Annotated in this window: 26 protein-coding genes and 1 pseudogene; 15 read left to right on the forward strand and 12 right to left on the reverse strand. The window is 43.1% G+C overall.

Annotation, left to right across the window (positions count from 1 at the left end; all coding sequences use genetic code 11):
• Positions 1–32: 32 nt before the first annotated feature.
• The 3 genes from hemH to htpG all read right to left on the reverse strand — a co-directional run bounded on the left by hemH (position 33) and on the right by htpG (position 4,203).
• Positions 33–995 carry a ferrochelatase gene (gene hemH, locus ACTRWI_RS17365; RefSeq protein WP_499133062.1) on the reverse strand — a complete coding sequence of 321 codons (963 nt, stop codon included), beginning with the start codon at positions 993–995 and terminating at the stop codon, positions 33–35.
• Positions 996–1,265: 270 nt separating this feature from the next.
• The gene (adk, locus tag ACTRWI_RS17370; protein ID WP_004737884.1) at positions 1,266–1,910 is read right to left on the reverse strand and encodes an adenylate kinase; all 645 of its coding nucleotides are present in this window, start codon (positions 1,908–1,910) and stop codon (positions 1,266–1,268) included.
• 388 nt (positions 1,911–2,298) lie between these two features.
• Positions 2,299–4,203: a molecular chaperone HtpG gene (htpG, locus tag ACTRWI_RS17375; RefSeq protein WP_499133063.1), complete on the reverse strand. Its 1,905-nt coding sequence runs from the start codon at positions 4,201–4,203 to the stop codon at positions 2,299–2,301.
• 268 nt (positions 4,204–4,471) lie between these two features.
• Between htpG and ACTRWI_RS17380 the strand changes: the two genes are divergently transcribed.
• The 4 genes from ACTRWI_RS17380 (at position 4,472) to ACTRWI_RS17395 (ending at position 7,065) form a co-directional block, all read left to right on the forward strand.
• Complete coding sequence (locus ACTRWI_RS17380) at positions 4,472–5,383, forward strand: winged helix-turn-helix domain-containing protein (protein ID WP_499133064.1); 912 nt, start codon at positions 4,472–4,474, stop codon at positions 5,381–5,383.
• A 1-nt stretch (position 5,384) separates the two neighbouring features.
• On the forward strand, positions 5,385–5,900 hold the full coding sequence (locus tag ACTRWI_RS17385; protein WP_499133065.1) for a regulatory protein ToxS: 516 nt from the start codon (positions 5,385–5,387) through the stop codon (positions 5,898–5,900).
• Positions 5,901–5,980: 80 nt separating this feature from the next.
• On the forward strand, positions 5,981–6,736 hold the full coding sequence (locus ACTRWI_RS17390) for a sulfite exporter TauE/SafE family protein (protein ID WP_499133066.1): 756 nt from the start codon (positions 5,981–5,983) through the stop codon (positions 6,734–6,736).
• Between the two features lie 17 nt (positions 6,737–6,753).
• The gene (locus tag ACTRWI_RS17395) at positions 6,754–7,065 is read left to right on the forward strand and encodes an Rdx family protein (protein ID WP_499133067.1); all 312 of its coding nucleotides are present in this window, start codon (positions 6,754–6,756) and stop codon (positions 7,063–7,065) included.
• A gap of 24 nt (positions 7,066–7,089) precedes the next feature.
• On the opposite strand, the gene yfcE is transcribed toward ACTRWI_RS17395, so the two are convergent.
• The 3 genes and pseudogenes from yfcE to ACTRWI_RS17410 form a co-directional block, all read right to left on the reverse strand.
• Positions 7,090–7,635 (reverse strand): phosphodiesterase, encoded by a 546-nt coding sequence (gene yfcE, locus ACTRWI_RS17400; RefSeq protein ID WP_499133068.1) that lies wholly within the window; start codon positions 7,633–7,635, stop codon positions 7,090–7,092.
• A 47-nt stretch (positions 7,636–7,682) separates the two neighbouring features.
• Entirely contained in the window at positions 7,683–7,940 is a 258-nt protein-coding gene (locus ACTRWI_RS17405) for a CBS domain-containing protein (RefSeq protein WP_499133069.1), read from the reverse strand.
• A gap of 32 nt (positions 7,941–7,972) precedes the next feature.
• A pseudogene (locus ACTRWI_RS17410) lies at positions 7,973–8,566 on the reverse strand (DUF1538 family protein).
• Positions 8,567–8,870: 304 nt separating this feature from the next.
• On the opposite strand from ACTRWI_RS17410, the gene ACTRWI_RS17415 reads away from it, so the two are divergent.
• From ACTRWI_RS17415 to ACTRWI_RS17440, 6 genes are all read left to right on the forward strand, one after another.
• Positions 8,871–9,785, forward strand: a complete 915-nt coding sequence (locus ACTRWI_RS17415; RefSeq protein ID WP_499133070.1) for a TIGR01777 family oxidoreductase — start codon at positions 8,871–8,873, stop codon at positions 9,783–9,785.
• 43 nt (positions 9,786–9,828) lie between these two features.
• Positions 9,829–10,656 carry an SDR family oxidoreductase gene (locus ACTRWI_RS17420; RefSeq protein WP_499133071.1) on the forward strand — a complete coding sequence of 276 codons (828 nt, stop codon included), beginning with the start codon at positions 9,829–9,831 and terminating at the stop codon, positions 10,654–10,656.
• A gap of 397 nt (positions 10,657–11,053) precedes the next feature.
• Positions 11,054–11,908, forward strand: a complete 855-nt coding sequence (locus tag ACTRWI_RS17425; RefSeq protein ID WP_499133072.1) for a co-chaperone YbbN — start codon at positions 11,054–11,056, stop codon at positions 11,906–11,908.
• A 204-nt stretch (positions 11,909–12,112) separates the two neighbouring features.
• Entirely contained in the window at positions 12,113–13,042 is a 930-nt protein-coding gene (locus ACTRWI_RS17430) for an SPFH domain-containing protein (RefSeq protein ID WP_499133073.1), read from the forward strand.
• A 3-nt stretch (positions 13,043–13,045) separates the two neighbouring features.
• Positions 13,046–13,495: an NfeD family protein gene (locus ACTRWI_RS17435; protein WP_499133074.1), complete on the forward strand. Its 450-nt coding sequence runs from the start codon at positions 13,046–13,048 to the stop codon at positions 13,493–13,495.
• A 320-nt stretch (positions 13,496–13,815) separates the two neighbouring features.
• On the forward strand, positions 13,816–13,995 hold the full coding sequence (locus tag ACTRWI_RS17440) for a hypothetical protein (protein WP_017061927.1): 180 nt from the start codon (positions 13,816–13,818) through the stop codon (positions 13,993–13,995).
• A gap of 64 nt (positions 13,996–14,059) precedes the next feature.
• Here ACTRWI_RS17440 and cueR read toward each other — a convergent pair whose 3' ends face one another.
• The 5 genes from cueR to zipA form a co-directional block, all read right to left on the reverse strand.
• Positions 14,060–14,452: a Cu(I)-responsive transcriptional regulator gene (gene cueR / locus ACTRWI_RS17445; RefSeq protein WP_499133075.1), complete on the reverse strand. Its 393-nt coding sequence runs from the start codon at positions 14,450–14,452 to the stop codon at positions 14,060–14,062.
• 93 nt (positions 14,453–14,545) lie between these two features.
• A complete protein-coding gene (locus ACTRWI_RS17450; RefSeq protein ID WP_063523902.1) occupies positions 14,546–15,361 on the reverse strand; it encodes a DUF2057 family protein in 816 nt (271 codons plus the stop codon).
• 122 nt (positions 15,362–15,483) lie between these two features.
• The gene (locus tag ACTRWI_RS17455; RefSeq protein WP_499133076.1) at positions 15,484–16,614 is read right to left on the reverse strand and encodes a porin; all 1,131 of its coding nucleotides are present in this window, start codon (positions 16,612–16,614) and stop codon (positions 15,484–15,486) included.
• 521 nt (positions 16,615–17,135) lie between these two features.
• Positions 17,136–19,148, reverse strand: a complete 2,013-nt coding sequence (gene ligA / locus ACTRWI_RS17460; RefSeq protein WP_499133077.1) for an NAD-dependent DNA ligase LigA — start codon at positions 19,146–19,148, stop codon at positions 17,136–17,138.
• Positions 19,149–19,240: 92 nt separating this feature from the next.
• Positions 19,241–20,302 carry a cell division protein ZipA gene (gene zipA, locus ACTRWI_RS17465; protein WP_499133078.1) on the reverse strand — a complete coding sequence of 354 codons (1,062 nt, stop codon included), beginning with the start codon at positions 20,300–20,302 and terminating at the stop codon, positions 19,241–19,243.
• 228 nt (positions 20,303–20,530) lie between these two features.
• Here zipA and cysZ point away from each other — a divergent pair, with 228 nt between their 5' ends.
• From cysZ to crr, 5 genes are all read left to right on the forward strand, one after another.
• Entirely contained in the window at positions 20,531–21,286 is a 756-nt protein-coding gene (gene cysZ, locus ACTRWI_RS17470; protein ID WP_499133079.1) for a sulfate transporter CysZ, read from the forward strand.
• 219 nt (positions 21,287–21,505) lie between these two features.
• Positions 21,506–22,474 carry a cysteine synthase A gene (gene cysK, locus ACTRWI_RS17475; protein WP_499133080.1) on the forward strand — a complete coding sequence of 323 codons (969 nt, stop codon included), beginning with the start codon at positions 21,506–21,508 and terminating at the stop codon, positions 22,472–22,474.
• A 302-nt stretch (positions 22,475–22,776) separates the two neighbouring features.
• A complete protein-coding gene (locus tag ACTRWI_RS17480) occupies positions 22,777–23,034 on the forward strand; it encodes an HPr family phosphocarrier protein (protein ID WP_004734263.1) in 258 nt (85 codons plus the stop codon).
• Positions 23,035–23,170: 136 nt separating this feature from the next.
• The gene (gene ptsI / locus ACTRWI_RS17485; protein ID WP_499133081.1) at positions 23,171–24,895 is read left to right on the forward strand and encodes a phosphoenolpyruvate-protein phosphotransferase PtsI; all 1,725 of its coding nucleotides are present in this window, start codon (positions 23,171–23,173) and stop codon (positions 24,893–24,895) included.
• 106 nt (positions 24,896–25,001) lie between these two features.
• Positions 25,002–25,511, forward strand: a complete 510-nt coding sequence (gene crr, locus ACTRWI_RS17490; RefSeq protein ID WP_499133082.1) for a PTS glucose transporter subunit IIA — start codon at positions 25,002–25,004, stop codon at positions 25,509–25,511.
• Between the two features lie 388 nt (positions 25,512–25,899).
• Here crr and ACTRWI_RS17495 read toward each other — a convergent pair.
• Positions 25,900–26,179, reverse strand: a 280-nt coding sequence (locus ACTRWI_RS17495) for a flagellin (protein ID WP_372325231.1), incomplete at its 5' end; no start/stop codon positions are given.

A 26,179-nucleotide genomic window follows, 5' to 3' on the forward strand; every position in this document is an offset into this window, starting at 1 on the left:
GAGCAGCCCTTTTAGTAGTTATTTAGCCAGTATTAACAGTGAATCTCTACCAGTTCAGCCATCATGTCGATATGTGAATCTCTGTCGTTGAGACACATGATATAGCTAAATTCAGAACCACCAGCTTCGATGAAAGTTTCCTTACACTGATCTGAAATCTCTTCCAGTGTTTCTAAACAGTCCACCGAGAATGCTGGAGCCATGATATCGATCTTCTTGATCCCTTTGCTTGGCAATGATTCAAGCGTCTCGTCCGTGTATGGCTTTAACCATTCTTCTCGACCAAATCGAGACTGGTAAGTCATGGTGATATCGTCTGCAGATAGACCAAGCTCCTCAGCTAGTAGCTTAGTTGTCGCTTCACAATGTTGAGGGTAAATATCCCCCTCATCGGCCAATCGCTTCGGAATGCCGTGGAAAGAGCAAACCAAATGATCTGCTCGGCCATTTTTCTCCCAGTGGCTACGAACACTCTCGGCCAGTGCTTTGGTGTAACTAGGGTGTGCATAGTAATCACGGATAAAGCGGTAACTAGGAATAACAGGCATCTGTTTAAAGGCTTTGGTTAAACCATCAGAAACCGCAGCTGTGGTGGTGCCTGAATACTGAGGGTACAGAGGCAGTACGATGATCTCTTCAACGCCCTGTTCCATCAGCTGCTCAACGCCTGTTTTTAGACTTGGGTTACCATAAGTCATACCCAGCGCGACAGGCATCTGTAACTTCTTCTGTAGCTTCTCTGCTTGTCTTTGTGAATACACAAGAAGCGGTGAGCCATCGTCCATCCAAACCGACTGATAAAGCTTGGCCACTTTAGGTGAACGAATCGGTAAAATCACCCCGTGCAGGATTGGACACCATAGCCAGCGCGTTAGATTAACGACTCGCTTATCGTGCAAAAATTCACTCAAAAATCGACGAACGCCAGCTGGGGTCGCAGAATCTGGCGTACCTAAGTTCACCAGTAAAACGCCCTGCTTTTTATTATTTTCCATAGATACCTGAGACCAATATGTAATTTTGTAAAGAGTAAAATACTAATCTGCTGCAGTTTAAGATCATTGCCTGTCGCTAAATGTTGAGATAATCATTTGGCGTGACATATAATCAACTTTCTATTATGAGCGAATTTTTCAAAGCTAGTGTGCCTTGAATTGAGGGCTCCTAATTATCTTAGATTGGTATCGTACTAAAAATTGAGACAAAAAAAGCGACCTTTAAGGTCGCTTCCAATATATCAAATTCTAAAACTGGCTGTTAGCCAATTATGCTAGTGCTTTCTCAAGTTCTGCACTAACTTCAGCAACTTGCTTAGTACCGTCAAACTTGAGGTACTGAGTGTTACCAGCTTCAGCTTCTTTACCGTAGTAAGAGATTAGTGGAGCTGTTTGCTCGTGGTACACGCCTAGACGAGCACGAACTGTTTCTTCTTTGTCGTCATCACGTACCACTAGCTCTTCGCCAGTTACGTCATCTTTACCTTCTTCTTTTGGTGGGTTGTACACAGTGTGGTATGTACGTCCTGAAGGAAGGTGAGCACGACGACCAGCCATACGCTCAACAATCACATCATCAGCTACGTCGAATTCAACAACGTAATCTACAGCGATACCCATCTCTTTTAGGCCATCAGCTTGTGGGATTGTGCGTGGGAAACCGTCTAGTAGGAAACCTTTCTCACAGTCATCTTGAGCGATACGCTCTTTGATTAGACCAAGGATAATTTCATCAGAAACTAGCTGACCAGCGTCGATTACTGATTTTGCTTGCTTACCAAGCTCAGTACCCGCTTTGATAGCAGCACGTAGCATGTCACCAGTTGAAATTTGAGGGATACCAAATTTGTTCATGATGAAGTTAGCTTGAGTGCCTTTACCCGCGCCAGGAGCACCTAGAAGAATGATGCGCATGTTTAATCCTCTTATAAAATTATGATTTATACCGAAGCTCACTATCCCAACTTCCTAGATCATCGTTTAGATAAACAGAAATAGTTAGGTAACCGTTGAGGTTAAGCAAAACTGAAAATAGGAGCAAAACGGTAAGTTTCGGTATAACGTTTAAAAATCACACAGCTGGAACAAGTTGGATCCGAGTTACAGCTGATTAGGTCGAGCATTCTATCACATTAATATTCAATTTGGCTGAATTTACGACTAAAGAATACATCGCCTCACTTTGTCGTGACGATAACGGTGACGTTGACCACGTTTCACACATTTTCAACGACGTTCACAAAAAAAGCCCGCATTTGCGAGCTTTTAATTACAATTCGTGGTTTAGCCCAAAGTCGAAAGACTAACGCTTTGTTAGCAGCTCGTTGATTGCACCCAAGAATTGTGACGGATCTTCCATAGAGCCTTTCTCAGCCAGCATCGCTTGACCAAGTAGTAGCTCAACCCAACGGCCAAACGCTTGCTCATCGGCTTCGTCAGCCATTTGTTTAACAAGTGCGTGCTCTGGGTTAATCTCAAAGATGTACTTAACTTCAGGTGCAGCTTGGCCCGCCGCTTCAAGAAGCTTAGCCATTTGAGTACCCATCTCGAAGTCATCCGTCACAACAACTGCAGGTGTCGTTGCGAGTTTAAACGTAGTACGAACTTCTTTAACGCGATCACCTAGGTAAGATTGAGTGCGCTCAACAACAGACTTAAACTCTTCTTCAGTCTCTTTCTGCTTCTCTTTCTCTTCTTCACCTTCAAACTTGCTTAAATCTAAGCCCGCTTTTGTAATCGATTGGAATTGTTTGCCGTCAAAGTCTGTTAGGTAGTTCATTAAGTACTCATCGATGCGATCGTACATTAGCACTACTTCAATACCTTTCGCTTTAAACTGCTCCAAGTGTGGGCTGTTTTTAGCTGCTGCGTAGCTATCTGCTGTCAGGTAGTAGATCTTATCCTGGCCTTCTTTCATACGCTCAACATAAGACGCTAGGCTGATAGTTTGATCTGCAGAGTCAACTTCTGTAGATGCAAAACGAAGAAGACCTGCGATCTTCTCTTTGTTTGCCATGTCTTCCGCTGGGCCTTCTTTCATTACAAGACCGAACTCTTTCCAGAATTCTAAGTACTTCTCGTTGTCATTTTTCGCCATCCGCTCAAGCATAGTAAGTACACGCTTAGTACATGCACCACGAAGAGACTGAGTTACCTTGTTATCTTGCAGGATTTCACGTGATACGTTCAATGGTAGATCGTTTGAGTCAATCAGACCACGTACGAAACGCATGTAAGATGGCATGAACTGTTCAGCATCATCCATGATGAATACACGTTGCACATAAAGCTTTAAGCCGCTCTTGTGGTCACGGTTCATCATGTCCCAAGGTGCTTTAGCTGGGATATAAAGCAGACTTGTGTAGTCGTTCTTGCCTTCAACCTTGTTGTGGCTCCAGGTTAGTGGATCAGCAAAGTCGTGAGATACGTGCTTATAGAACTCTTGGTACTCTTCTTTCTCGATGTCTGATTTGTTACGAGTCCAAAGCGCTTGAGCTTTGTTGATTTGTTCCCAGAGCTTCTCTTCGGTGTCTTTACCTTCGTCATCTTTAACTGCAGTTAAGATAGAAACTGGGATACCGATGTGATCAGAGTATTTACCAATTACTTCACGTAGACGCCATTCATTTAAGAACTCTTTACCGTCTTCACGCATATGAAGAATGATGTCTGTACCACGAGACTCTTTAGTGATGTCTTCAATGGTGTAATCGCCTTCGCCCGCAGAGTGCCATTGTACGGCTTCATTGCTTGCAAGACCTGCGGCACGTGTACGAACGGTTACTGCGTCCGCAACGATGAATGCTGAGTAGAAGCCAACACCAAATTGACCGATCAACTGAGAGTCTTTGCTTTGGTCTTCAGATAACTTAGAAAAAAAGTCTGCAGTACCGGATTTCGCGATGGTACCTAGATGTTCAATAACGTTGTCGCGGCTCATGCCGATACCGTTATCAGAAATGGTTAACGTATTCGCCTCAGCGTTAAATGACAGTTTTACACCTAGATCTGCATCGCCTTGGTAAAGTTCAGCATTTGATAGCGCTTGAAAACGTAGCTTGTCCGCTGCGTCAGATGCGTTAGAGATCAGCTCACGTAAGAAGATTTCTTTATTTGAATACAGTGAGTGAATCATTAGATGAAGTAGTTGTTTTACTTCAGATTGAAAGCCACGAGTCTCTTTATTTTGCGTTGTCGTTTCGCTCATTTTTACTCCAAAACATCTATACTTTGTGGTGAAAACTATAGGGGCGGAACACGTAATGCCGCTCTGATGTTCATTAACATGAGGATGACAATTGTAAATTCAAGGTCAAAAATCATAAAAACACTGTTTTTGTTATCTGTTTTTATTATCCTTGATACTCATAAATCTCAAAGAACATAAAAGAAGCCATCGATTGGTTAAGCTTTATACAAGCCCACCCAATATTTGTCTATTTAGCACCCAAAACAACCCATAGTAGAAAAATTTAATGAGCAATATCGGCACAAAGTTTATTCTCGCACAGCGGTTCGTATTCGACCCAAACAGCAACTCACTTGTAGACCAAATGAGCAATGGAGAAGTTGTGCGTCTTGGCAGCAATGAAAGTCGCATTCTCCTTATGCTATCAGAAAGACCCAATGAAGTTATCACTCGTAATGAATTGCATGAATATGTTTGGCGTGACCAAGGCTTTGAGGTTGATGACTCGAGCCTGACTCAAGCCGTTTCAACACTGCGAAAGATGCTGAAAGATTCAACGAAATCTCCTGAATTCGTCAAGACAGTCCCCAAACGTGGCTACCAATTTATAGCTACAGTCGAGCGCTCAGCACCTCTTTCATCAAATGACAAAGCTGTGACTGTTGAAACTGCCGAAAATGAAATAGACCCAAATCCAACGTTTTCGCCTGCAACTATTCCAGAAGAAATGGTTACAGAGGCTCAAGCGCCTGAGCCAATCACTAAAATCCAAGAAACCTCGATTTCGGTCGAACCACAGCACATACCAGCAAATGCAGACACTAAAAAAAACAACAAGTGGTTAATACTTGGATTACTGTGTGCAGCAATAATGATGCCGATTTTGGTAATTACCTTTACTAACCCTGCTGAATCTACATTTCGTACATTAGCAGAAGTTGATGGTGTAAAGGTTCTATCACCAATCAATCATCCAGGTTTGACAAACTGGCTACCTGCGATTGAAAAATGTGTGTTGAGCTATAACACTAACCACACTGGTATACTAAAGCCAACCGAAGTGATAGCAACGGGTGGACAGGCCAACAACATAGTTCTTAACTATATTCACCCGCAAGAACACTCTAGCGAAAATATTACTCTCAGAATTTACGCAAACCAGTCGGATGTAGACGACATTTGTAAAGGTGGCCAGTAGCATGAAATTAAAAGTATCTATTTTCTTACTGGCCCTATCTGCTTTTCTAAGTGGTTGGTTACATTGGGGTAGCGACGCAAAAGTAGCACGCCTACTTACCTCACATGAATGGCAATCAAAGATGGTTTCGCTTATCAGTGCAGAAAAACAAGCCGATTCCATAGGTCCACTCCGTAAAGTTGAGCTCTCCTCAAATGCTAAGTACCTACCAAACGGCACATATCTGAGAATGTCGGTGGTCAGGCTATACGGCACACAAACCGCACCGGCTAACGTCATCAACATTTCAGAAACGGGGCAGTGGGAAATTAACGACAACTACCTACTGGTTTCGCCAACTGAGTTTAAAGATGTGACATCGGCTCAGCGCCAAGACTTCTCTCAAGAGCAACTAGAGCTGATTACTCAAGTAATCAAGATGGATGCAGAGCAAAGTCGTCGCATCGATATTGTTAACCCGAAAGCACTGCTACTGACTAGCTTAAATCACGGTTCTACCGTATTGTTTTCGAACTAACATCGAAAAGCTATTCACGATAAACCTAAAAAAGGGGCATGAAGCCCCTTTTTGTTATCTTAAACTCAAAGATAAACTCTATGGATTGGATAAACTCACTCGCTCTATTCTTTGGCTCATTAATCGCCAACACGCTTGCCTCTTTATCAGGTGGCGGTGCTGGGCTTATTCAGTTTCCGTTACTCATCTTTTTAGGGCTACCTTTTTCAGTCGCACTGGCTACCCACAAAGTCGCTAGCGTCGCTCTCGGTTTAGGTGCTGCATATACTCATATCAAGGGTGGCACGTTAAGCTGGAAAATTTGTCTCTACCTAATTATCGTCGGCAGTATTGGAGTAGTCGTTGGCGCGAATATCGTGCTCATGATCCCAGATGCCATTGCACAGAAGCTGCTTGGCGCAACGATCTTAGCGCTGGGTGTTTACTCACTACTAAAGAAACAATTGGGTCAAGAAGAGCAGCTTAAAAACCGAGACAGAAAAGGTTGGATAATTGGTGGGATTGGGCTGGCGCTCATAGGTATCATCAACGGTTCGCTCACTGCAGGATCCGGTCTGTTAGTTACCCTATTTCTAGTTCGTTGGTTTGGTTTTACTTATAAACAAGCCGTCGCGTTAACCATGGTATGCGTAGGTTTGTTCTGGAATGGCATTGGAGGTATTGCCATTGTTCAAGCGGGTGCGCCAATATACTGGGTATGGTTACCCATATTACTGTTAAGTTCGTTTGTTGGCGGAAGTCTAGGGGCATTCCTCGCAAACCTTTCAAGCAATAAGCTCATCAAAACGGCTTTCGAAATATTGACGTTTGCCGTCGGCATCAAGCTATTGCTATAGAATCTTAAAGGTTATCTATGAATACAGAATCGAATCAAAATAGCCCAACCGTGCTGAAAGCCACAATAGCAATACACTACTGCCGTCAGTGTAATTGGATGCTTCGCTCAAGTTGGTTGTGCCAAGAACTGCTTCATACCTTCAGTGAAGAGATTGAACAAGTCAGCCTGCATCCAGATACCGGCGGACGATTTGAGATCTTTTGCAATGGAGTACAAATTTGGGAAAGAAAGGCGGACGGCGGCTTTCCTGAAGCGAAAGTTCTGAAGCAAAGAGTGAGAAACATCATTGCTCCAGACAGAGACCTCGGCCACGTAGATTCAAAATAAACTCATTACGGCCGGTTTTATGATTTAAAGCTGGCCGCTAACCAATACGTCGCCGCTAAGGCTAATCACTTTGAAGGTGCCATTTTCATAAATGCCATAGCTTGCTGCATGACCTTCTCGTGGGAACGTCACCGAGCTTGGATTAAAGATGAAGATGTCCTCTTGGTATTCAGCAACGGGGATATGAGTATGACCATGAGCAATGATATCACCCGCTTTCAGTACTGGACGTTTCGTTGTGTTATACAAGTGACCGTGAGTTAAGAAGATACGTTGGCCTGACTCTAGAAGCACCCATGAGTAATCCATCATCATTGGGAAAGAGAGCAACATCTGGTCGACTTCGCTATCACAGTTACCACGAACAGCAATGACCTCTTGGGAGAATTCGTTCAGCTTGTCTGCAACAGCTGACGGATTGTAGCCTTCTGGAATTGGATTTCTAGGGCCATGATTTAGGATATCACCCAGTAGGACTAAATATTGGGCACCCGAGGCTTGGTATAGCTCTAATACCTTTTCTGCTGCTGGTAGCGAACCGTGTAGGTCTGAAGCAAAAAATAATTTCACATGTACTTCTCCATAAAGTTTATGGGTCTATTGTACTTACCTAACGACTATACGTCATCTCTCACCATACCGTTGATGACAATATTATTGTAACTGACCATACCGACGATCTTGTTATCACGAATCACAGGCGCACGGCTAATACCAAAGCGTTCAAATAGACGCGCACAGTACTTAACATTCATCTCGACAGACACGCTTAATGCAGACTTAGTCATGATTTCATAAATATTGGTACATTCAGGAGAGCGATTTTTGGCTAAGACTGTGGTTAGGCCATCAATAATCACATAGGTATTGGCCATTACATCGCTGACTCAGATCTTGTCACTGGTATTCATAGCTCATCCTCCACGGCTTTAGTTAATGTTTCGACTTGATGCGCAACCCCAACCGCGTCTTCGATATAGATTTGCACCGCTATTCCTTGCCTTGATTCTTGGTCGAACTCCCCGACTTTACCGATGGTCTCTAAAATGTGTCTTGCTAAGTGCTCCTCAACAACAAACAGCAGCACATCTTTTTGTACCTCAGGCGTCAAACCAAGTAAGGTACGTTTTGGGTTTAGCCCCTACCCTCTGGCATTGTTGATAACGGTGGCACCCGTCGCGCACTCACCACGCGCCGCATCGAGCACGATGTCTGTCTTACTCTCTTCAACAAACGCCAAGATCAACAACCAGAATACGCTACCCTTGCGGGCAAAAGCTTGCGCCATAGATTCGCCGACCGGGAAGAGACCCATTTCGAGCTCGAAAATAAAGAAGGTAAGCTCCAAAAGCACCAGCACTAAACCCGCCAAAATAGACAACAGATCTGGAAGTGGCTCTTGTAAAACAGCAAGCTGGAAGAAAGCGATAACCGTAACAATAGGCAATAGATCACGAAGGCTACCTAACATGGCTCGAAACAAAGCTAGCACTGCCGTCATCGCAACTCCCTATCACCAATAATTACGTTTGATTATCTATCCGTAATAATCATGGCAAATCCTTATTGTTTCTAATGTGATGAACATTACGCAGTTGGTAACATATGCGAGTAAAATCTCTTAACTTTGATAACGGTACACATCTCTGAACTAATGAATTAAATTTCACTGTTTAGCTAATTGTTGAAGCGGTCATTTAGGCATCATACGATTGAAACCAACTGATCGTTATAGTGATTTTTTCGTATTAATTGGCGATTAAAAACAAGCCATGTCTATAATTATGTTTAATAAGGAGATTGGTATGAAGATATTGTTAACTGGTGGTACTGGATTTATTGGCTCTGAATTGATCAAGAGTTTGAACACTGACGACGTTACATTGCTCACGCGAAACCCTGAAAAAGCGAAACAATGCCTAAGCCACCTGAACCAAAACAACCTTCATTATATCCAATCCCTTGATGAGCTGAATGACCTCAACGATTACGATGCGGTAATAAACCTCGCTGGTGAACCTATTGCAGATAAACGCTGGAGCGATGAGCAAAAAGAGAGGATTTGTAGCAGTCGCTGGCTGATCACTGAGAAGATCGTTGAACTCATTCAAGCAAGTAAAACACCACCTGAAGTCTTTATCAGCGGATCTGCCGTCGGCTACTATGGCGACCAACAGCAACACCCATTTGATGAATCACTGCAAGTCGAAGACGAAAGCTTCCCTCATAAAGTCTGTGCTCACTGGGAAGAGATAGCTAAACGAGCTGAATCAGATAATACTCGCGTTATTCTATTAAGAACCGGAATTGTTTTGGGTGAAAATGGTGGTGCACTCAAAAAGATGCTGATGCCTTACAAGCTTGGCGTCGGTGGACCTCTTGGTTCAGGTAAACAGTACATGCCTTGGATTCACATGCTCGACATGGTCAGAGCCATCAACCACTTGTTGTCACTCCCACACGCTCAGGGGGAGTTCAACATGTGCGCTCCACACCCTGTAACCAACAAGCAGTTTAGTAGCACCCTAGCAAAACAATTACGTCGCCCTCACTTCTTGTCCACCCCAAAGTGGGCAATGTCGCTACTGATGGGCGAGTCGTCCTGCTTGCTGTTCGACAGCATTCGTTCCAAGCCTAAGAAGTTAACTGAAATGGGCTTTATATTTAGTTACTCAAGAATCGAGCCTGCATTAAAAAACTTGTTACAACATCAAGACTAATTCTTTACTCTAAGAGTAAAGAAGCTCTGATAAAGGATTAAGTGTGAACAAGTCGATTCTCATCACCGGTTGCTCAACTGGCATTGGCTACACCTGTGCTCACGCACTTCACAAACGCGGCTTTCATGTCATTGCATCTTGCCGCGACCCAGAAGATGTTCAACGCCTTCAAGAAGAAGGTCTCACCTGTATTCAGTTGGATCTTGCCAACAAGGAAAGTATTGAGAAAGGAGCGAAACAAGCCATCAAGCTAGCACCAAATGGATTGTATGGATTGTTCAACAATGGGGCTTATGGTCAGGCTGGTGCTTTAGAAGATCTACCGACGCAAGGGCTAAGAGAACAGTTCGAAACCAACTTTTTTGGTTGGCACCACCTTATTTGCCTGATCCTGCCTCATATGCGAGAGCGTGGCGAAGGGCGTATTGTCCAAAACAGTTCGGTACTCGGCTTTGCTGCGATGAAATATCGTGGTGCGTATAACGCATCAAAGTTTGCAGTTGAAGGTTGGACAGACACTCTTCGTTTAGAGCTACACGGCAGCGGCATACACATATCACTACTCCAACCCGGCCCAATCGAAACCCAATTTAGAACCAACGCCTTAAAAGCTTTCAATAAATGGATTAGCATCGAAGGCAGTGTTCATCAGAACGCTTACCAACAACAAAAAGACCGACTTGAGAAAGAGACATCGAATAACGCGTTTGTTCTGCCTGCCGAAAGTTGTATCGAACCTGTTTATCACGCGCTCACCGCCGATAAACCCAAGCTAAGGTACAGAGTAACCACTCCTACTAAAGTGTTCGCTGTATTGAAAAGATTACTGCCGAGCCGTTTGTTAGACCCTATTCTCAGAAAAGCCGCATAAATTACTAACTTTGAATGAACAGTCGCAAACTTTAATGTAACGATGTAATTGATTCGTAACAATAAGATGTCATGCTTTAGCCTATCCCATCAGTTATCCTCAATTGATGGACTAACCCTTTGGATACTTCATGACTTTAAACCGCCTTAATTTGGTAGGTCTGAGTCTGGCAATTACGTTGTTTATTCTGTTTTGAGTATCTTACGTAATACCTCACTGGCCACCTCACTGAGAACGCTGTGCCTTCCATGTTGAGTTAACAACTCTATTAACATTGAAGCATGGCGTTTTTCTATTTTTGCCTCTTTTTACCCGAGATTACCCAGTTAGCTCTTGAAGTTACCCGTTTATCCCCCCATATTTGCAACGTATCCCAAACAAATCTCAAGGAACGTAAATGCAATCTCCGCATATTGTTGAACTTAATGAGCAGAACTTTCGCCAAGTACTAGAAGGTTCGATGCAGACCCCTGTCCTCATCCATTTTTGGGCACCAATGAACCAAGAGAGTGCTCAAATCATTCCTGAACTACAAACATTAACTCAGCAATACAATGGTACATTCACACTCGCGCTATTAAATTGCGAACAAGAACAAGCCATTGCTAGCCAATTTGGTGTTCAAGCACTGCCTACTATTGCACTGTTTGTTAACGGTCAACCTGTCGATGGCCTAGGTGGTCCGCAGCGCATAGAAGCAATTGTGGAAATGCTTGGCAAACACCTGCCAAGCCAAGATGAATTGGCACTACGCCAAGCACTTGAGCAAATGCAAGCTGGTGAGCACACTCAAGCTTTAGCGGCTATGCAGCAGCTTCCAGCTGAACTGACGAGCAAAGGTGAAGTTAAACTGGCCATTGCAGAGTGTTTACTAGAAACCCAGCAATTTGATCTCGCCGAAGCTCAGTTGGCAACAATTCCACTCGAGTACCAAGACAATTACTACAAAGGTTTAGTCGCCAAGCTTGAACTTCATAAGCAAGCTGCCGATAGTCCAGAGATCCAAGCATTAGAAGCGGCGCTTCAGCAAAAACCAAACGATGCGAAGACCGCATCAGAATTGGCATTGCAATACCATCAAGTAAACCGCAGTGAAGAAGCAATGGACCTACTGTGGTCTTTCCTAGTCAAAGACCTCAATGCTCTTGATGGAGACATGAAAAAAGAGTTCATGGATATTCTCAGTGCACTTGGGCAAGGCAATCCTGTTGCTAGTAAGTACCGCCGCCAGCTTTATTCTCTGCTCTACTAATTAGGTTCCTTGATTCCTAAACAGTAAGTAGTCAAATACAAATTCGACAAAGCAGCTCATAAACCTTTTGAAGGCAAAACTTATAATGGGTCATAAAATCAATGTTTTATGGCCCATTTTTTATTTATAAATTTGCCCCTACTTTAAATATGCGCCAGTATGAGTAATAAACAATTCAAAACTTAAACTTGCAAAGGACTTTGTATGCCTATTGATACCTTGATTACTATTGGCGTCTTTACTATCGTCGCGTTGCTCTTTATCTTCGCAGGCGTAAAAACCGTTCCACAGGGCAACAACTGGACTGTAGAACGCTTTGGACGCTATACACATACGCTAAAACCAGGCCTTAACTTAATCATCCCATTTATTGATAAAATCGGTCAGCGAATCAATATGATGGAGCGAGTTCTTGATATTCCCGCGCAAGAAGTTATCTCTAAAGACAATGCCAATGTAGTTATTGATGCGGTGTGTTTTGTACAAGTGATTGATGCACCGCGAGCAGCGTATGAAGTAAATGACCTAGAACACGCGATTCGAAACCTAACGTTGACTAACATCCGAACGGTATTGGGTTCTATGGAACTCGATGAAATGCTCAGCCAACGTGACATGATCAACACTAAGCTATTGAACATTGTGGATGAAGCTACCAACCCTTGGGGCGTAAAAGTTACCCGTATCGAAATTAAAGACGTACAGCCACCAGCAGACCTAACTGCAGCGATGAATGCTCAGATGAAAGCGGAACGTAACAAGCGTGCCGATATCTTAGAAGCAGAAGGTGTAAGACAGGCAGAGATCCTTAAGGCTGAAGGTCACAAACAATCAGAAATTCTAAAAGCAGAAGGTGAAAAACAAGCAGCAATACTTCAAGCAGAAGCACGTGAACGTGCGGCAGAAGCAGAAGCGAAAGCAACAGAAATGGTATCGACCGCAATTGCTCAGGGTGACATGCAAGCCGTGAACTACTTTATTGCACAAGGTTATACCGAAGCATTGAAGTCAATTGGACAAGCAGAAAACGGTAAGATAATCATGCTACCACTTGAAGCGACTGGCCTAATGGGCTCTGTTGCCGGTATCGCAGAGATGTTCACACACAAGAATGATACACATAGTAAGGACTAACTTATGGTCGAATTACTAGAGCAAGTAAACCACTGGCACTGGCTAGCATTTGGTCTAGCATTGCTTGCACTTGAGCTGGTTGGAACCGGTGGTTACTTTTTGTGGATTGGTATCTCAGCCATGTTGGTCGGAGCCCTTTTAGGAGCTCTACCAATTGGTTGGCAGATGCAATGGCTTTCCTTCGCTAGCTTCTCCCTCATCACTACTTGGTTATGGTGGAGAAGACAACTATCTAGTGACAAGCAGTCAGATTCAAGTAGAGAGCTCAACCAAAGAGAAAAGCAGCTGGTAGGTCAGACCCTCACCCTTAGTGAAGACGTAAAGAAAGGTAGCTGCCGTATTAAATTCGGAGACTCTTCTTGGTCAGCAAAAGCTAGCCAAGATATTCCATCTGGCACAGAAATAAAGATTGTTGCTTTAGACGGAATCATTCTAATAATAGAGCCTCTATAACTTTTTAATATATAAAGCCTGCATTTTCAATAAATGTAGGCTTTTTTAGTTTTCATTCATCAACAACATCTTAAATATCATTATGATAGATTTAATTGATAGCAAAATAAGTTCTTATTTCATAAAGCTAAAAAATTTGAATGAATCCAAAAGGCATAAGAAAGCATAGTTTATTAGCCAATAATATATATGAATCGTTAGCATCACTATCGCTTAATTATAATTATTAAAAATGTTAAGTCCGTCAAATTTTTGAAATGTTCTTCTCCTTGTCCATACTTTCACTTATCTCAATCGGAGATAAAACTAATGGAGTTTGTATGAGACATTTTCTAATCATTCTTACGGCTATTTTTAGCTTGTCATTCGGAAGCGCTTTAGCGAGCAGTCAATCACCAGGTAACGGTAATATGGGACCTATTGTTAAGTGTTCAGATGGTAACGCGGTCACTCATGTACCACTACTGATCTGTAAACATTACGGCGGAAAAGTGCTGTGATAGGTAGTTAAGTCAGGCTAGTAATATCATTTACAGCCTGACTACTATTTATTACTAAAATGGTCTAAGTACGGCCAGATAAATTGTTTAAGATAGGACATTCCGTAGAAGCGTCACCAGGGCAGTCATTTACCCACGATTGCAATTGGGCCTTCATTTTATTGAGCTCCGCAAGCTTCAATTCTATTTCACCTAACTTCTGAGTCGCTTTCTTTTTTACTTCAAAGCTCTGTCTATTGGGATTCATGGCTAATTCCACCAAGGATTTGCACTCATCCAGTGTGAAACCAACCATTTTTGCTCTGAGCACAAACTCTAGCTGCTCGATATGAATCTCGCCATATTGCCTGTAGCCGTTTTCTGAACGATGTGGAGGGCTCATCATACCTTTACTTTCGTAAAAACGAATGGATTTCGCTGTTGTACCAACACGTCTCGCTACTTCACCAATATTCACAATGTTACCTGTAAGCTTAAAATGAAAAACCGCAGTACTGCTGTTATACAATACTGCGGTTGAAAAACATAGTTTGAGGCTTAGGTTAAAGGCTTACTCTTGCTCTAACAGCCAAATCATCGTTTGAGATTTTTCTTCGCTGTCTAGTTTATTGAACCAATAAGAAACCATTTCGATCTCTTTTGAGCCTTCTAATGGTGCTGGGTCCGCGTTCTTACGATTCTTGAATGCCCAATCTGTCACTGCAGATTGCTCTTCTTTTGTTGCTTCACCATACCAGTAATTCACCATCTCTTGCGCTTGTGATGCTTTTGGCTCTTCAGCAGAAACTGCTGCTACTGGAACAGCCGCGACTGCAGCAACCACAGGACTAAAAGCAGTATTTTTATCCCCTGTATTCACGATAGCTTCAACGTAGCCTGCAGGAACAGAAAACGAAATACTATTGGCATTTGAAACCTGGATATCAAAAACCAAGTCTTTAAAGGGGGCTTCATCGAATAATTCATTCGAAACTGGAAACTTCACATACTGAGTTTGAGTACAGATATCACTGCATGTCTCAGCTGATGCTGCATAAGGTTTTAACTGGACCTTATCGTCTGCTCCCTTAACTCGCGCAAAACGATATTCATTATAATTTTTGAAATACTGCAGCTCCATTGTGATGTATGAATCCGGAACTGCGCGATCGTTGGTAGGGGTAACATAATTCAATTCTAGGGATGAGTTCACTAATTGTCCTTGCTTTACCTCAAGTACGTCAGGAGTTAACGACTCACCAACAACCACTTGGTAATTTTGCTTACTTTCTATTCTTTTGACAGCGTCCGTAAAGTCGCTGCTTGAATCCAATGTAGTGCACCCAATTAAGAACAAAGGAATCGACGCTAAAACTATTTTTTTCATATTAACTACCTCGAGGTTTTCACCCTAATATTATTCGATGCCTTTGATTTCTTAGGCTAGACCATAAACGAAGATGCGCCGACTTATTAGCCAGCGCATTTTTTCTTCACAATACACCTTTATTAGAAGCCGTACTCTAAACCTACGCGAGTTACGAATGTGTCAGTTTGTGCTCCGCCAGATTTAATATCACGTTGAGCCAAACGGATGTAAGGAACAAAGCCATTATGTACGTACATTAACTGACCTGAGATTACACTATCTTCATCATCCTGTTTTACGCCCGCTGTTTTTGAATCCATATTTGCCGCATAACCAAGCTTGAAGCCCCAAGGACCGTTCCAGTATTGACCAATTACAGAGTAAGAAGCTTGCTCTGACTTATCTCCACCTTGTACGTCTGATTCACCAGCTTTATAAGCGGCTGAGATGCCAAAGCCTGCAGGCAGTGATGCTTCAAAGCCGACTAGGTAACCAAATGTATCAGACATTTTAGCGTCAGTTGCAGCAATAGCATCACCAAAATTAATACCAGTCCCACAACCTGACGCCTCTACACATGTACTCGCAGCTGTTGCTGCTGATAGTTCGCGATCAGATTCAGCTTCTACTGCAGCATGGAAAGTAATCGTGTCTGCCAAACGATAATGAGCAGCTGCACCATAGAAGTAGTTATCTTTAACGCTTGAGTCACCACGACCCGTTGCAAGGTTAAAAGTAAAACCATTTAAATCAGCTGAGTCATAACGTGCCATATCACCATGACGATCGCGGTTGTATTTAACATCACCGCCCCAGTCCCATACTGCGCCCAAACCAGGGTTAGCGTAAGGCCAGTCAATTACTTCGTACATAGGAGTCAGCATACGACCAAAGCGTACTTTACCCCAGTCACCCTGAAGGCCTACAAACGTGTCACGATTACCCAATGTTGCGCCGTCTCCGTTTTCACCAACATAACCAGATTCTACCTGCATAAATATGTTTAGGTTATCAAACATGTCTTTGCTTGCACGGAAGCCGATACGAGATTCATTCTCGTAATCGTAACCAGTACCTGTATCAGTTTTAACACCTGCTTTAGTTTCCTCTGAGTCATAGTTAACAACAGAGATAGCTGCAACACCATAAGCTTGTACATTAAAATCAGAAATGATGCCTACTTGAGATGATTCTGTCCCAGCAATTGCTCCTGAAGAAATCATCGCTACTGAAGCACCTAGTAGAGTACGTTTGAAAAATTTGTTTTCCATGGAATAAGACTCCTAAAAATGGATATAGCTGTTTGAATATTCCCCACCTAAAGTTGGCCGCCGTAGAGAGAAATACCTTTTCTTGTTTGAGAACCCTTAACGCTGAATTCTCTATTTCCTTTCTGGGTATACACATCGTGCATCCATGGCATTAAGACTAACTTCGCCCTCAAAAAGATCAATGAGAACTTAATTTTCACCTAAAAAAATATGAGTTAGTGCAAATTTACCATGTACTTAGTGATCCAGATCGATAAATTAGCAAGGCCACACAAAACAACCGTAAAACCATAAAAAACAGCAACTTAAAACAAAACACCCTTTATAAAAATAGATATGACTCGCATTTCTGATACAACTATACCGCTATTTCATTAATGTTGAGCACCGTCACTGTCCTGATTTTATAGTTCATATAGGAACAAAATTCTCAACAATTAAGAAGCCACCATTTTTATAGCAGATACAAAAAAGGCACTCCCTTAAAGGAGTGCCTTTGAGCTTTTTTTACCTGAATTTACTTACGAAAGAAGAGCAATTAGATCTTCTTCGGTTCTTATTTCGATACCTAAATCTTGTGCTTTGGTTAACTTAGAACCTGCCGCTTCTCCGGCAAATAGGATATCGGTTTTCTTAGATACACTGCCTGTGACTTTGGCACCTAACGCTTGAAGTGCCGCTTTCGCTTCACTTCGGCCCAATTTAGATAGAGAACCCGTTAGCACAACCACTTTGCCCTCTAGAGGCAATTCTTGGTCATCTGGCGTATCTTCAATCACAGGCCAGTTCACACCCAGTTCTATGAGCTGTTCAACGACCGCTCGATTTTTCTCTTGTGAGAAGAAAGCCGTAATATGACTAGCAACGATATCACCAATATCAGACACCTCAACGAGCTGCTCATGAGTTGCCGCTTGTACTAGCTCTAATGTCTTGAAATGCTGAGCTAAGTTCATCGCTGTCGCTTCACCGACTTCACGAATTCCGAGTGAATAAAGAAAGCGCGCTAACGTCGTATCTTTCGCTTTATTCAACGCGCTCACCACGTTCTGAGCCGATTTAGGCCCCATACGATCAAGCACCGTAATCACACCTGCACTGAGTTTAAATAGGTCCGCTGGTGTCTCGACCATCTCGCGATCGACAAGCTGCTCTATGACTTTCACGCCAAGACCATCAACATCAAGCGCCTTTCTAGATACAAAGTGCTTAAGCGCTTCTTTACGCTGAGCCTGACACACCAAACCGCCAGTACAACGCGCTACAGCTTCTCCCTCTACACGCTCTACCGCAGAACTGCATACAGGGCATGTATCAGGGAAAACGATACCTTTAGCCGTCTCAGGGCGACGGTCTTGTACAACCGCGACAATCTGTGGAATCACATCGCCAGCACGGCGGATAATGACACTATCGCCAACCTTGACACCCAAACGAGCAATCTCGTCGGCGTTGTGCAGCGTAGCATTACTCACTGTTACACCACCGACAAAGATAGGTTCTAGTTTAGCTACCGGCGTAATAGCGCCGGTACGGCCTACCTGAAACTCAACATCGTTAAGCAAGGTAATCTCTTCTTGAGCCGGGAACTTGTATGCAATTGCCCAGCGAGGCGCTCTAGCAACAAAGCCAAGCACTTCTTGCGCCGCAATATCATCGACTTTAATCACCACACCATCGATCTCGTAAGCTAGAGCATCACGGCGGGTCATAATGTCTTGATAATATTCCTTTACGTCTTCAAGTGAGCTAAGTTGCTTCGTCTCAGGACACATTGGCAGTCCCCAACTTTTTAGCTGTAAGAAACGTTGGTAATGGCTACTTGAGAGCTCTGCACCTTCAACAACACCCACGCTGTAAGCATAGAAAGCTAATGGGCGTTTTGCGGTAATACGTGAATCAAGCTGACGCAAGCTACCTGCCGCTGCATTACGTGGGTTAACAAAGACTTTCTCACCTTTCTTCAACGCCATCTCGTTCAGTTTATCGAAGCCGGCTTTTGGCATAAACACTTCACCACGCACTTCGATACGTTCAGGCCAACCTTCGCCTTGTAGTTTAAGTGGAATCGAGCTGATAGTTCGAACGTTTTCAGTGATGTTTTCACCCGTTGCGCCATCACCACGAGTCGCCGCTTGAACTAATGTACCGTTCACATAAAGCAAGCTCACAGCGAGGCCATCGAGTTTAGGCTCACAACAGAAAGTCTTAAGGTTCGCGGTAGGTGCTCTATCGGACATACGCTTATTAAACGCATCTAGGTCTTCATCAGAGAATGCATTATCCAGAGAAAGCATTGGGATCTCGTGAGTCACTTGCGTAAAGCCATCTAGCGGCTGACCACCAACACGTTGACTAGGTGAGTCCACGGTTACGAGCTCTGGATTCTCTTCTTCGATCTTTAGCAACTGCTGCATTAATCGATCGTACTCAACATCAGGGATCTCTGGGCTATCTTCTACGTAATAACGAACGGCATGATAGTGCAGAGTTTCTCTTAACTGCTCTAAGGTCACTTGAATCGATTCTTTCATATCATTCTCTGTCGTGATTGAAATATCAAAAAGGGCTCCCTTAGGAGCCCTTTTCTATAAATATAGATTATTTACTAGGCTAAACAATATGGCTAAGCGTTCGCTGCCGACATGAAGTCCCTAATCTGTTTGCGGTAGTCTGATAAACGGTTTGGCGTCATTAAGTTACGTGATTCATCCAAAACGTTTCCTCCCATATCATCAGCGATCTTCTGTGCCGCACTCAACATCACATTGAAGTTTTGATCAGCTTGACCATAGCATGGTAATGTCATGAAGAACGAAATACCTTTAGTCGTAAAGTCAGCTGGATCATCATGCTCTAAAGTACCAGGTTGCATCATATTTGCGACACTGAAGATAACCTTAGGCTCACCAGCTGATTGTGAAAAGCAGTGGTAAATAGACATCTCACCGTAGGTTAAGCCATTGTTCTCCATGCTGCGGAAAAGTTCAGTACCAACAAATGGGATCTCTCCAGCACAGTGAACATTGAGGACAATCACCTCTAAGCCTAATTCTTCATCTTGCTTTGTTTCTTCAACAGGAGCTGCTGCTTGTGGAGCAACACTCTCTTTAGCTGCGAATGGTTCACTTGCAGTAAAAGTTTGTTGTGAAGCCATTGGCTCACTTACGACTACAGGCTCCTCAACTTGTTCAGCTGTAACTTCTTCAAAAGAACCGTACTGCTCTTTAAAACCTGCATGGCTTTCTTTTTGCTCATAGTTCAGTTCGAAGCTAGGAGCCTCTGGTTCTACCGCTTGTTCAACATGTCCCGGTTCGCTATCAACCTTGATAGGGTCTTCAACACTGAAAGAAGGCAAATCATTCAACTCGATATCGTCTTGTTGCTCTTCTTTTGGTTGTGGTGCTGTAAGCGGATCAGAATCGATCAGCGGATCAGCCGCAGACGGCGATACTGCAAAATCCGGCTCTTTACGCTCTTTTCGGATTATCTCAAAATTATCTTCTGGGGCGAATGAACGGTTTGGGATGGTTTCAGCATCGTCTAAGCTATCATTATCTAGCTTACCAAGTGGTTTATCTCCAAACTTTGCTTTCCCTTCTTTTTTACTCGTCCACAAACCGTGGAACAATAATGCGGCGATAGCTAGTGCGCCAACAACAATGAGTACAAATCGCAATTCCTGCATTTTTCGCTCTCAGCTTTCTTAGTCAACTAGCGGAAAGACGCTGTCACTAAGTTGGGTTAATTTGACCAATATCACTACTCTATCAAAAGTAGCCACTGTTTTAGAACAACTTAATACAATTAGTTCCTTAGATGGTGTGATTTTCGCCACGCTTTTTTTCTTAATTTTGGTCGAGTACACTAGACGTGTTTACTATTTAACCAAATTCACATGTGACCTAAATTAAATATGACTATTGAATCTGTTCCCCGCTCTGGCTTTGGCTATTTTGTTTTCGGTATAAAGATCGCGTTGTCTCCGAGCATTCGCAAATTTGTACTGCTTCCTCTTCTTGCCAACGTGTTACTCGTTGGCGGTGCGCTTTTTTATATCTTCTCTAACCTCAACACCTGGATCGAAGGTTGGATCGAAGGTTTACCAAGCTTCTTATCTTGGTTGTCATATGTTTTGTGGCCACTATTGGTATTAACCGTGTTGGCGACCTTTTCATATTTCTTCAGCACACTTGCCAATTTCATTGCCGCTCCTTTCAATGGTCTACTCTCAGAAAAAGTCGAAGAGCTGCTTAGCGGTAAAAAAGTTAATGACGACGGTTTGCTGGATGTTTTAAAAGATACTCCGCGCATTTTAGCAAGAGAATGGCGCAAGCTTGTCTACGTTCTGCCAAAAGCGATCGGTTTATTCTTACTTTTATTAATTCCTGCACTCGGTCAAACCGTCGCGCCATTTTTATGGTTCATCTTCACCGCATGGATGTTAGCGATTCAATACGCCGACTACCCATTCGACAATCATAAAATCAAATTTGATGACATGAGAAATAATTTGAAACAAAAACAAGGTAAGAGCTATAGCTTTGGTGCACTTGTTTCTGTGTGTACTACCATTCCCGTTCTCAACCTGATCGTAATGCCGGTTGCTGTGTGTGGTGCAACTGCAATGTGGGTTGCTGAATTTAAAGACCAAGCTCTACGCTCTCGCTAATTCTTCCCTCTGTATTCGCCTATCTATTTGAAGTTCTGATTTCACTGTAGATAGGCGTCAATTCTGCTACATATCTATATGATATAACTTTTTAATCCTTTTACCTTTTTTTCAACTTGTTTAATCTAAATTCAAGCTAAACAAACATCGAAAGACACTAGACGGTAAAGTGATTGATATACATACGTTTAGTGCTGTCATTAAATGAAGGAATATCGCATGAGCAAGATCTACGAAGACAACACCCTAACGATTGGTAATACACCTCTAGTCCGCCTAAATAAAGTAAGCAAAGGTAACGTCCTAGCTAAGATCGAAGCTCGTAACCCTAGCTTCAGTGTAAAGTGTCGTATCGGTTCTAACATGATCTGGGAAGCAGAAAAAGCAGGTACCCTTAAGCCAGGTATCGAGCTTGTTGAACCAACCAGTGGTAATACAGGTGTTGCACTCGCATTCGTAGCAGCAGCACGCGGTTACAAACTTACGCTGACGATGCCTGAGTCAATGAGCTTAGAACGTCGTAAGCTGCTTAAAGCACTAGGCGCAAATCTAGTTCTAACTGAAGCACCAAAAGGCATGAATGGCGCGATTGCTAAAGCAGAAGAAATTGTTGCTTCAGATCCAGACAAGTACCTACTGCTACAACAATTCAACAACCCAGCTAACCCACAAATTCACGAGCAAACAACCGGCCCTGAAATCTGGGAAGCAACAGACGGCGAAATTGATGTATTTGTAGCTGGTGTAGGTACAGGTGGTACTATAACTGGTACAAGTCGGTACATTAAAGGTGAAAAAGGCAAAGCCATCACTTCTGTAGCAGTAGAGCCCGCAGAATCTCCAGTAATCGCACAGGCGCTTGCAGGTGAAGAAATCAAACCAGCTCCACACAAAATCCAAGGTATCGGTGCAGGTTTCATCCCTGGAAACTTAGATTTAGAACTTATCGACCGCGTCGAGTCAGTAACTTCTGAAGAAGCAATTGAAATGGCTCAGCGACTGATGAAAGAAGAAGGTATTCTTGCAGGTATCTCTTCTGGCGCAGCAGTAGTAGCGGCAAACAGAATATCTGAACTAACTGAATTTGCAGGAAAAACCATTGTAACCGTACTTCCAAGTTCTGGTGAGCGTTACTTAAGCACAGCGCTATTTGCAGGTATCTTTACGGAAAAAGAGAACCAACAATAATATGTGGTCAAATCAATTTTTCCTCCAAAAAAGCCCCGTTTAGGGGCTTTTTTGTTGATCCCTGCCCCACCTTTGGTAATATCGGCTCTGTTTTATTTTTCGCTTCAAAATAAAAGAAGCAATAAACAGATTCTGAAGGTCGTGAGTCCTCAACAAAAGATGACCATGGCTGGATAAAAATTTATAACCAGTCTAAGTTCTAACAAGAACATGGCGTACTAGCCTCTAGCGCATTTGGGCTAAAGCAGTTAAGCTAAACTGGTTACAAACTTACAAAAAATAAATTAATTGGGGTATATAAAATGTACGAGAAGCAAGTAGAAATCACAGCAGAAAACGGTCTTCACACTCGTCCAGCTGCACAGTTCGTTAAAGAAGCAAAATCTTTCGACGCTGACATCACAGTGACTTCTAACGGCAAAAGCGCTAGCGCGAAAAGCCTGTTCAAACTACAAACTTTAGGCCTTGTAAAAGGTACTAACGTAACTATTTCAGCTGAAGGTCCTCAAGCTCAGCAAGCAGTTGACCACCTAGTTGCTCTTATGGATCAACTACACTAATACGGTCTCCTTCTTTCAAAGCCATTTTGCATAGCAAAGTGGCTTTGTTCGAAATAGATAGGAATAAGCTCGACATTAGTCGACGACTTAATGTCACACACTCTCCCGTTTACAGTTGAACAACTAAGGTAAGGCTATGATTTCAGGCATCCTAGCATCTCCTGGTATTGCTTTCGGTAAAGCACTACTACTTCAAGAAGATGAAATTGTCCTAAACACTCAATCTATCTCTGACGACCAAGTTGAAGCAGAAGTACAGCGTTTCTTTGACGCTCGTAACAAATCAGCTCAACAACTTGAAGTTGTTAAGCAAAAAGCACTTGAAACTTTTGGCGAAGAAAAAGAAGCAATCTTTGAAGGCCACATCATGCTGCTTGAAGATGAAGAGCTAGAAGAAGAGATTTTAGCACTCATCAAGAAAGAAAAAATGCACGCAGACAACGCGATCCACACGGTGATCGAAGAGCAAGCTTGTGCGCTTGAATCTCTTGATGATGAGTACCTAAAAGAGCGTGCAACTGATATCCGTGATATCGGTACTCGTTTCGTTAAAAATGCTCTAGGCATCAACATCGTTTCACTGAGTGACATCGATGAAGAAGTTATCCTAGTAGCTTACGACCTAACGCCATCTGAAACTGCACAAATCAACCTAGACTACGTTCTTGGTTTCGCTTGTGACATCGGCGGTCGTACATCTCACACTTCAATCATGGCACGTTCTCTTGAGCTTCCAGCTATCGTTGGTACTAACGATATCACTAAGCAAGTTAAGAACGGCGACATGCTTGTGCTAGACGCGATGAACAACAAGATCATCATCAACCCTTCTGAAGCTGAACTAGCAGAAGCTAAGAAGATCAAAGCAGATTTCGAAGCAGAAGCGGCTGAACTAGCAAAACTAAAAGATTTGCATGCTGAAACTCTAGACGGTCACCGTGTAGAAGTTTGCGGCAACATCGGTACAGTAAAAGACTGTGACGGTATCCTGCGTAATGGCGGTGAAGGCGTTGGTCTGTACCGTACTGAATTCCTATTCATGGACCGTGACGCACTTCCTACTGAAGAAGAGCAATACGTTGCTTACAAAGAAGTAGCTGAAGCAATGAACGGTGAGTCAGTGATCATCCGAACTATGGATATTGGTGGCGATAAAGATCTTCCATACATGGATCTTCCAGAAGAGATGAACCCTTTCCTAGGCTGGCGTGCAGTACGTATCAGCTTGGATCGTCGTGAAATCCTACGTGACCAACTACGTGGTATCCTACGTGCATCTGCACACGGTAAACTACGCATCATGTTCCCAATGATCATTTCTGTTGAAGAGATCCGTGAACTGAAGAAAGCAATCGAAGAGTACAAAGCTGAACTTCGCGCTGAGGGCCTAGCTTTTGATGAAAACATCGAAATCGGCGTAATGGTTGAGACTCCAGCAGCAGCTGCAATCGCACACCACCTAGCGAAAGAAGTATCTTTCTTCTCTATCGGTACTAACGACCTAACGCAATACACTCTTGCGGTAGACCGTGGTAACGAAATGATTTCTCACCTATACAACCCACTATCTCCTGCTGTTCTTACAGTAATCAAGCAAGTGATCGATGCATCACACGCTGAAGGTAAGTGGACTGGTATGTGTGGTGAGCTTGCTGGTGATGAGCGTGCAACATTGCTTCTTCTTGGTATGGGCCTAGATGAGTTCTCAATGAGCGGCATCTCTATCCCTAAAGTTAAGAAAGTAATCCGTAACTCTAACTTCGCAGAAGTTAAAGCTATGGCTGACGAAGCACTATCTCTACCTACAGCTGCTGAAATTGAAGCTTGCGTAGAAAAATTCATCGCTGAGAAATCTCAGTAATCATCAAATTCTTAATAGAGTTAGACGGCTAAAAATAGTCGTCTAATTTGTTAGATTGGTATAGTATATTCTATAGAATAAAACTAAACGTTAGGAGCATGACACAATGGGTCTGTTTGACAAACTGAAAAAGCTTGTATCTGATGATAGCGCTGATGCTGGTGCAATCGAAATCATTGCACCTCTTTCTGGTGAAATCGTAAACATCGAAGATGTGCCAGATGTAGTTTTCGCTGAGAAAATCGTTGGTGACGGCATCGCGATCAAACCAGCTGGCGAAAAAATGGTAGCTCCAGTTAACGGTACTATCGGTAAGATCTTCGAAACTAACCACGCATTCTCTATCGAGTCTGACGACGGTGTTGAGCTTTTCGTTCACTTCGGTATCGATACTGTTGAACTTAAAGGCGAAGGCTTCACTCGCGTAGCTGAAGAAGGTCAATCTGTTAAAGCTGGTGACACTATCATCACTTTCGACCTAGCGCTTCTAGAAGAGAAAGCGAAATCTACGCTTACTCCAGTTGTTATCTCTAACATGGACGAAATCAAAGAGCTAAACAAGCTTTCTGGTTCTGTAACTGTTGGTGAAACTCCAGTTCTTAAAGTAACTAAGTAATCTCGATTACCTATCTACTTTTACTAAAACGCTTCCTAAGGGTGGCGTTTTTTGTGCCTTTTATATTCGCATGTTAGTTGACTAATGACTCTCCTCCTCTCTGACAGCGAAATTCCCCTCTTTTGCAGAACCCTTTCACGAATATAGAGCCCCCCCACTCCCCCATCTACGTCATTCCCTACAGGGAGGGACAATCGTTATAGAGAATCTCGCTTTTCACCCCCTACTTAGCAATTCCCCTAAACATTCTTACCATTCGCAGAAAAGCAAAAACCCAGCGAAGCTGGGTTTGTTTAGCGCTCATCTCTCACCACGAGCTAATTTGTGGAGGCCTTACGCTAACGCTTTGTCTCAACAACATTTATAGTCAACGCGGCTTTTTAATCGATTAGCCTAGTAGGCTAAGTGCCGAGTTCGGCGCTTGCTTCGCTTGAGCAAGAATCGAGCTTGAAGCTTGAGAAAGGATCTGAGACTTAGTCATCTGAGTTGTTTCTTTCGCGAAGTCAGTATCTTTAATACGGCTCTTAGATGCGTTAACGTTCTCATTAATGTTGTCTAAGTTGCTGATTGCATGGTCGAAACGGTTTTGGAAAGCACCTAGCTCTGCACGGTGGCTGTCTACGTACTTCAATGCTGCATCGATTACAGCTACAGACTCTTGTGCGCCG

This window comes from Pseudoalteromonas sp. G5_S1_14_S5 (assembly GCF_054968605.1).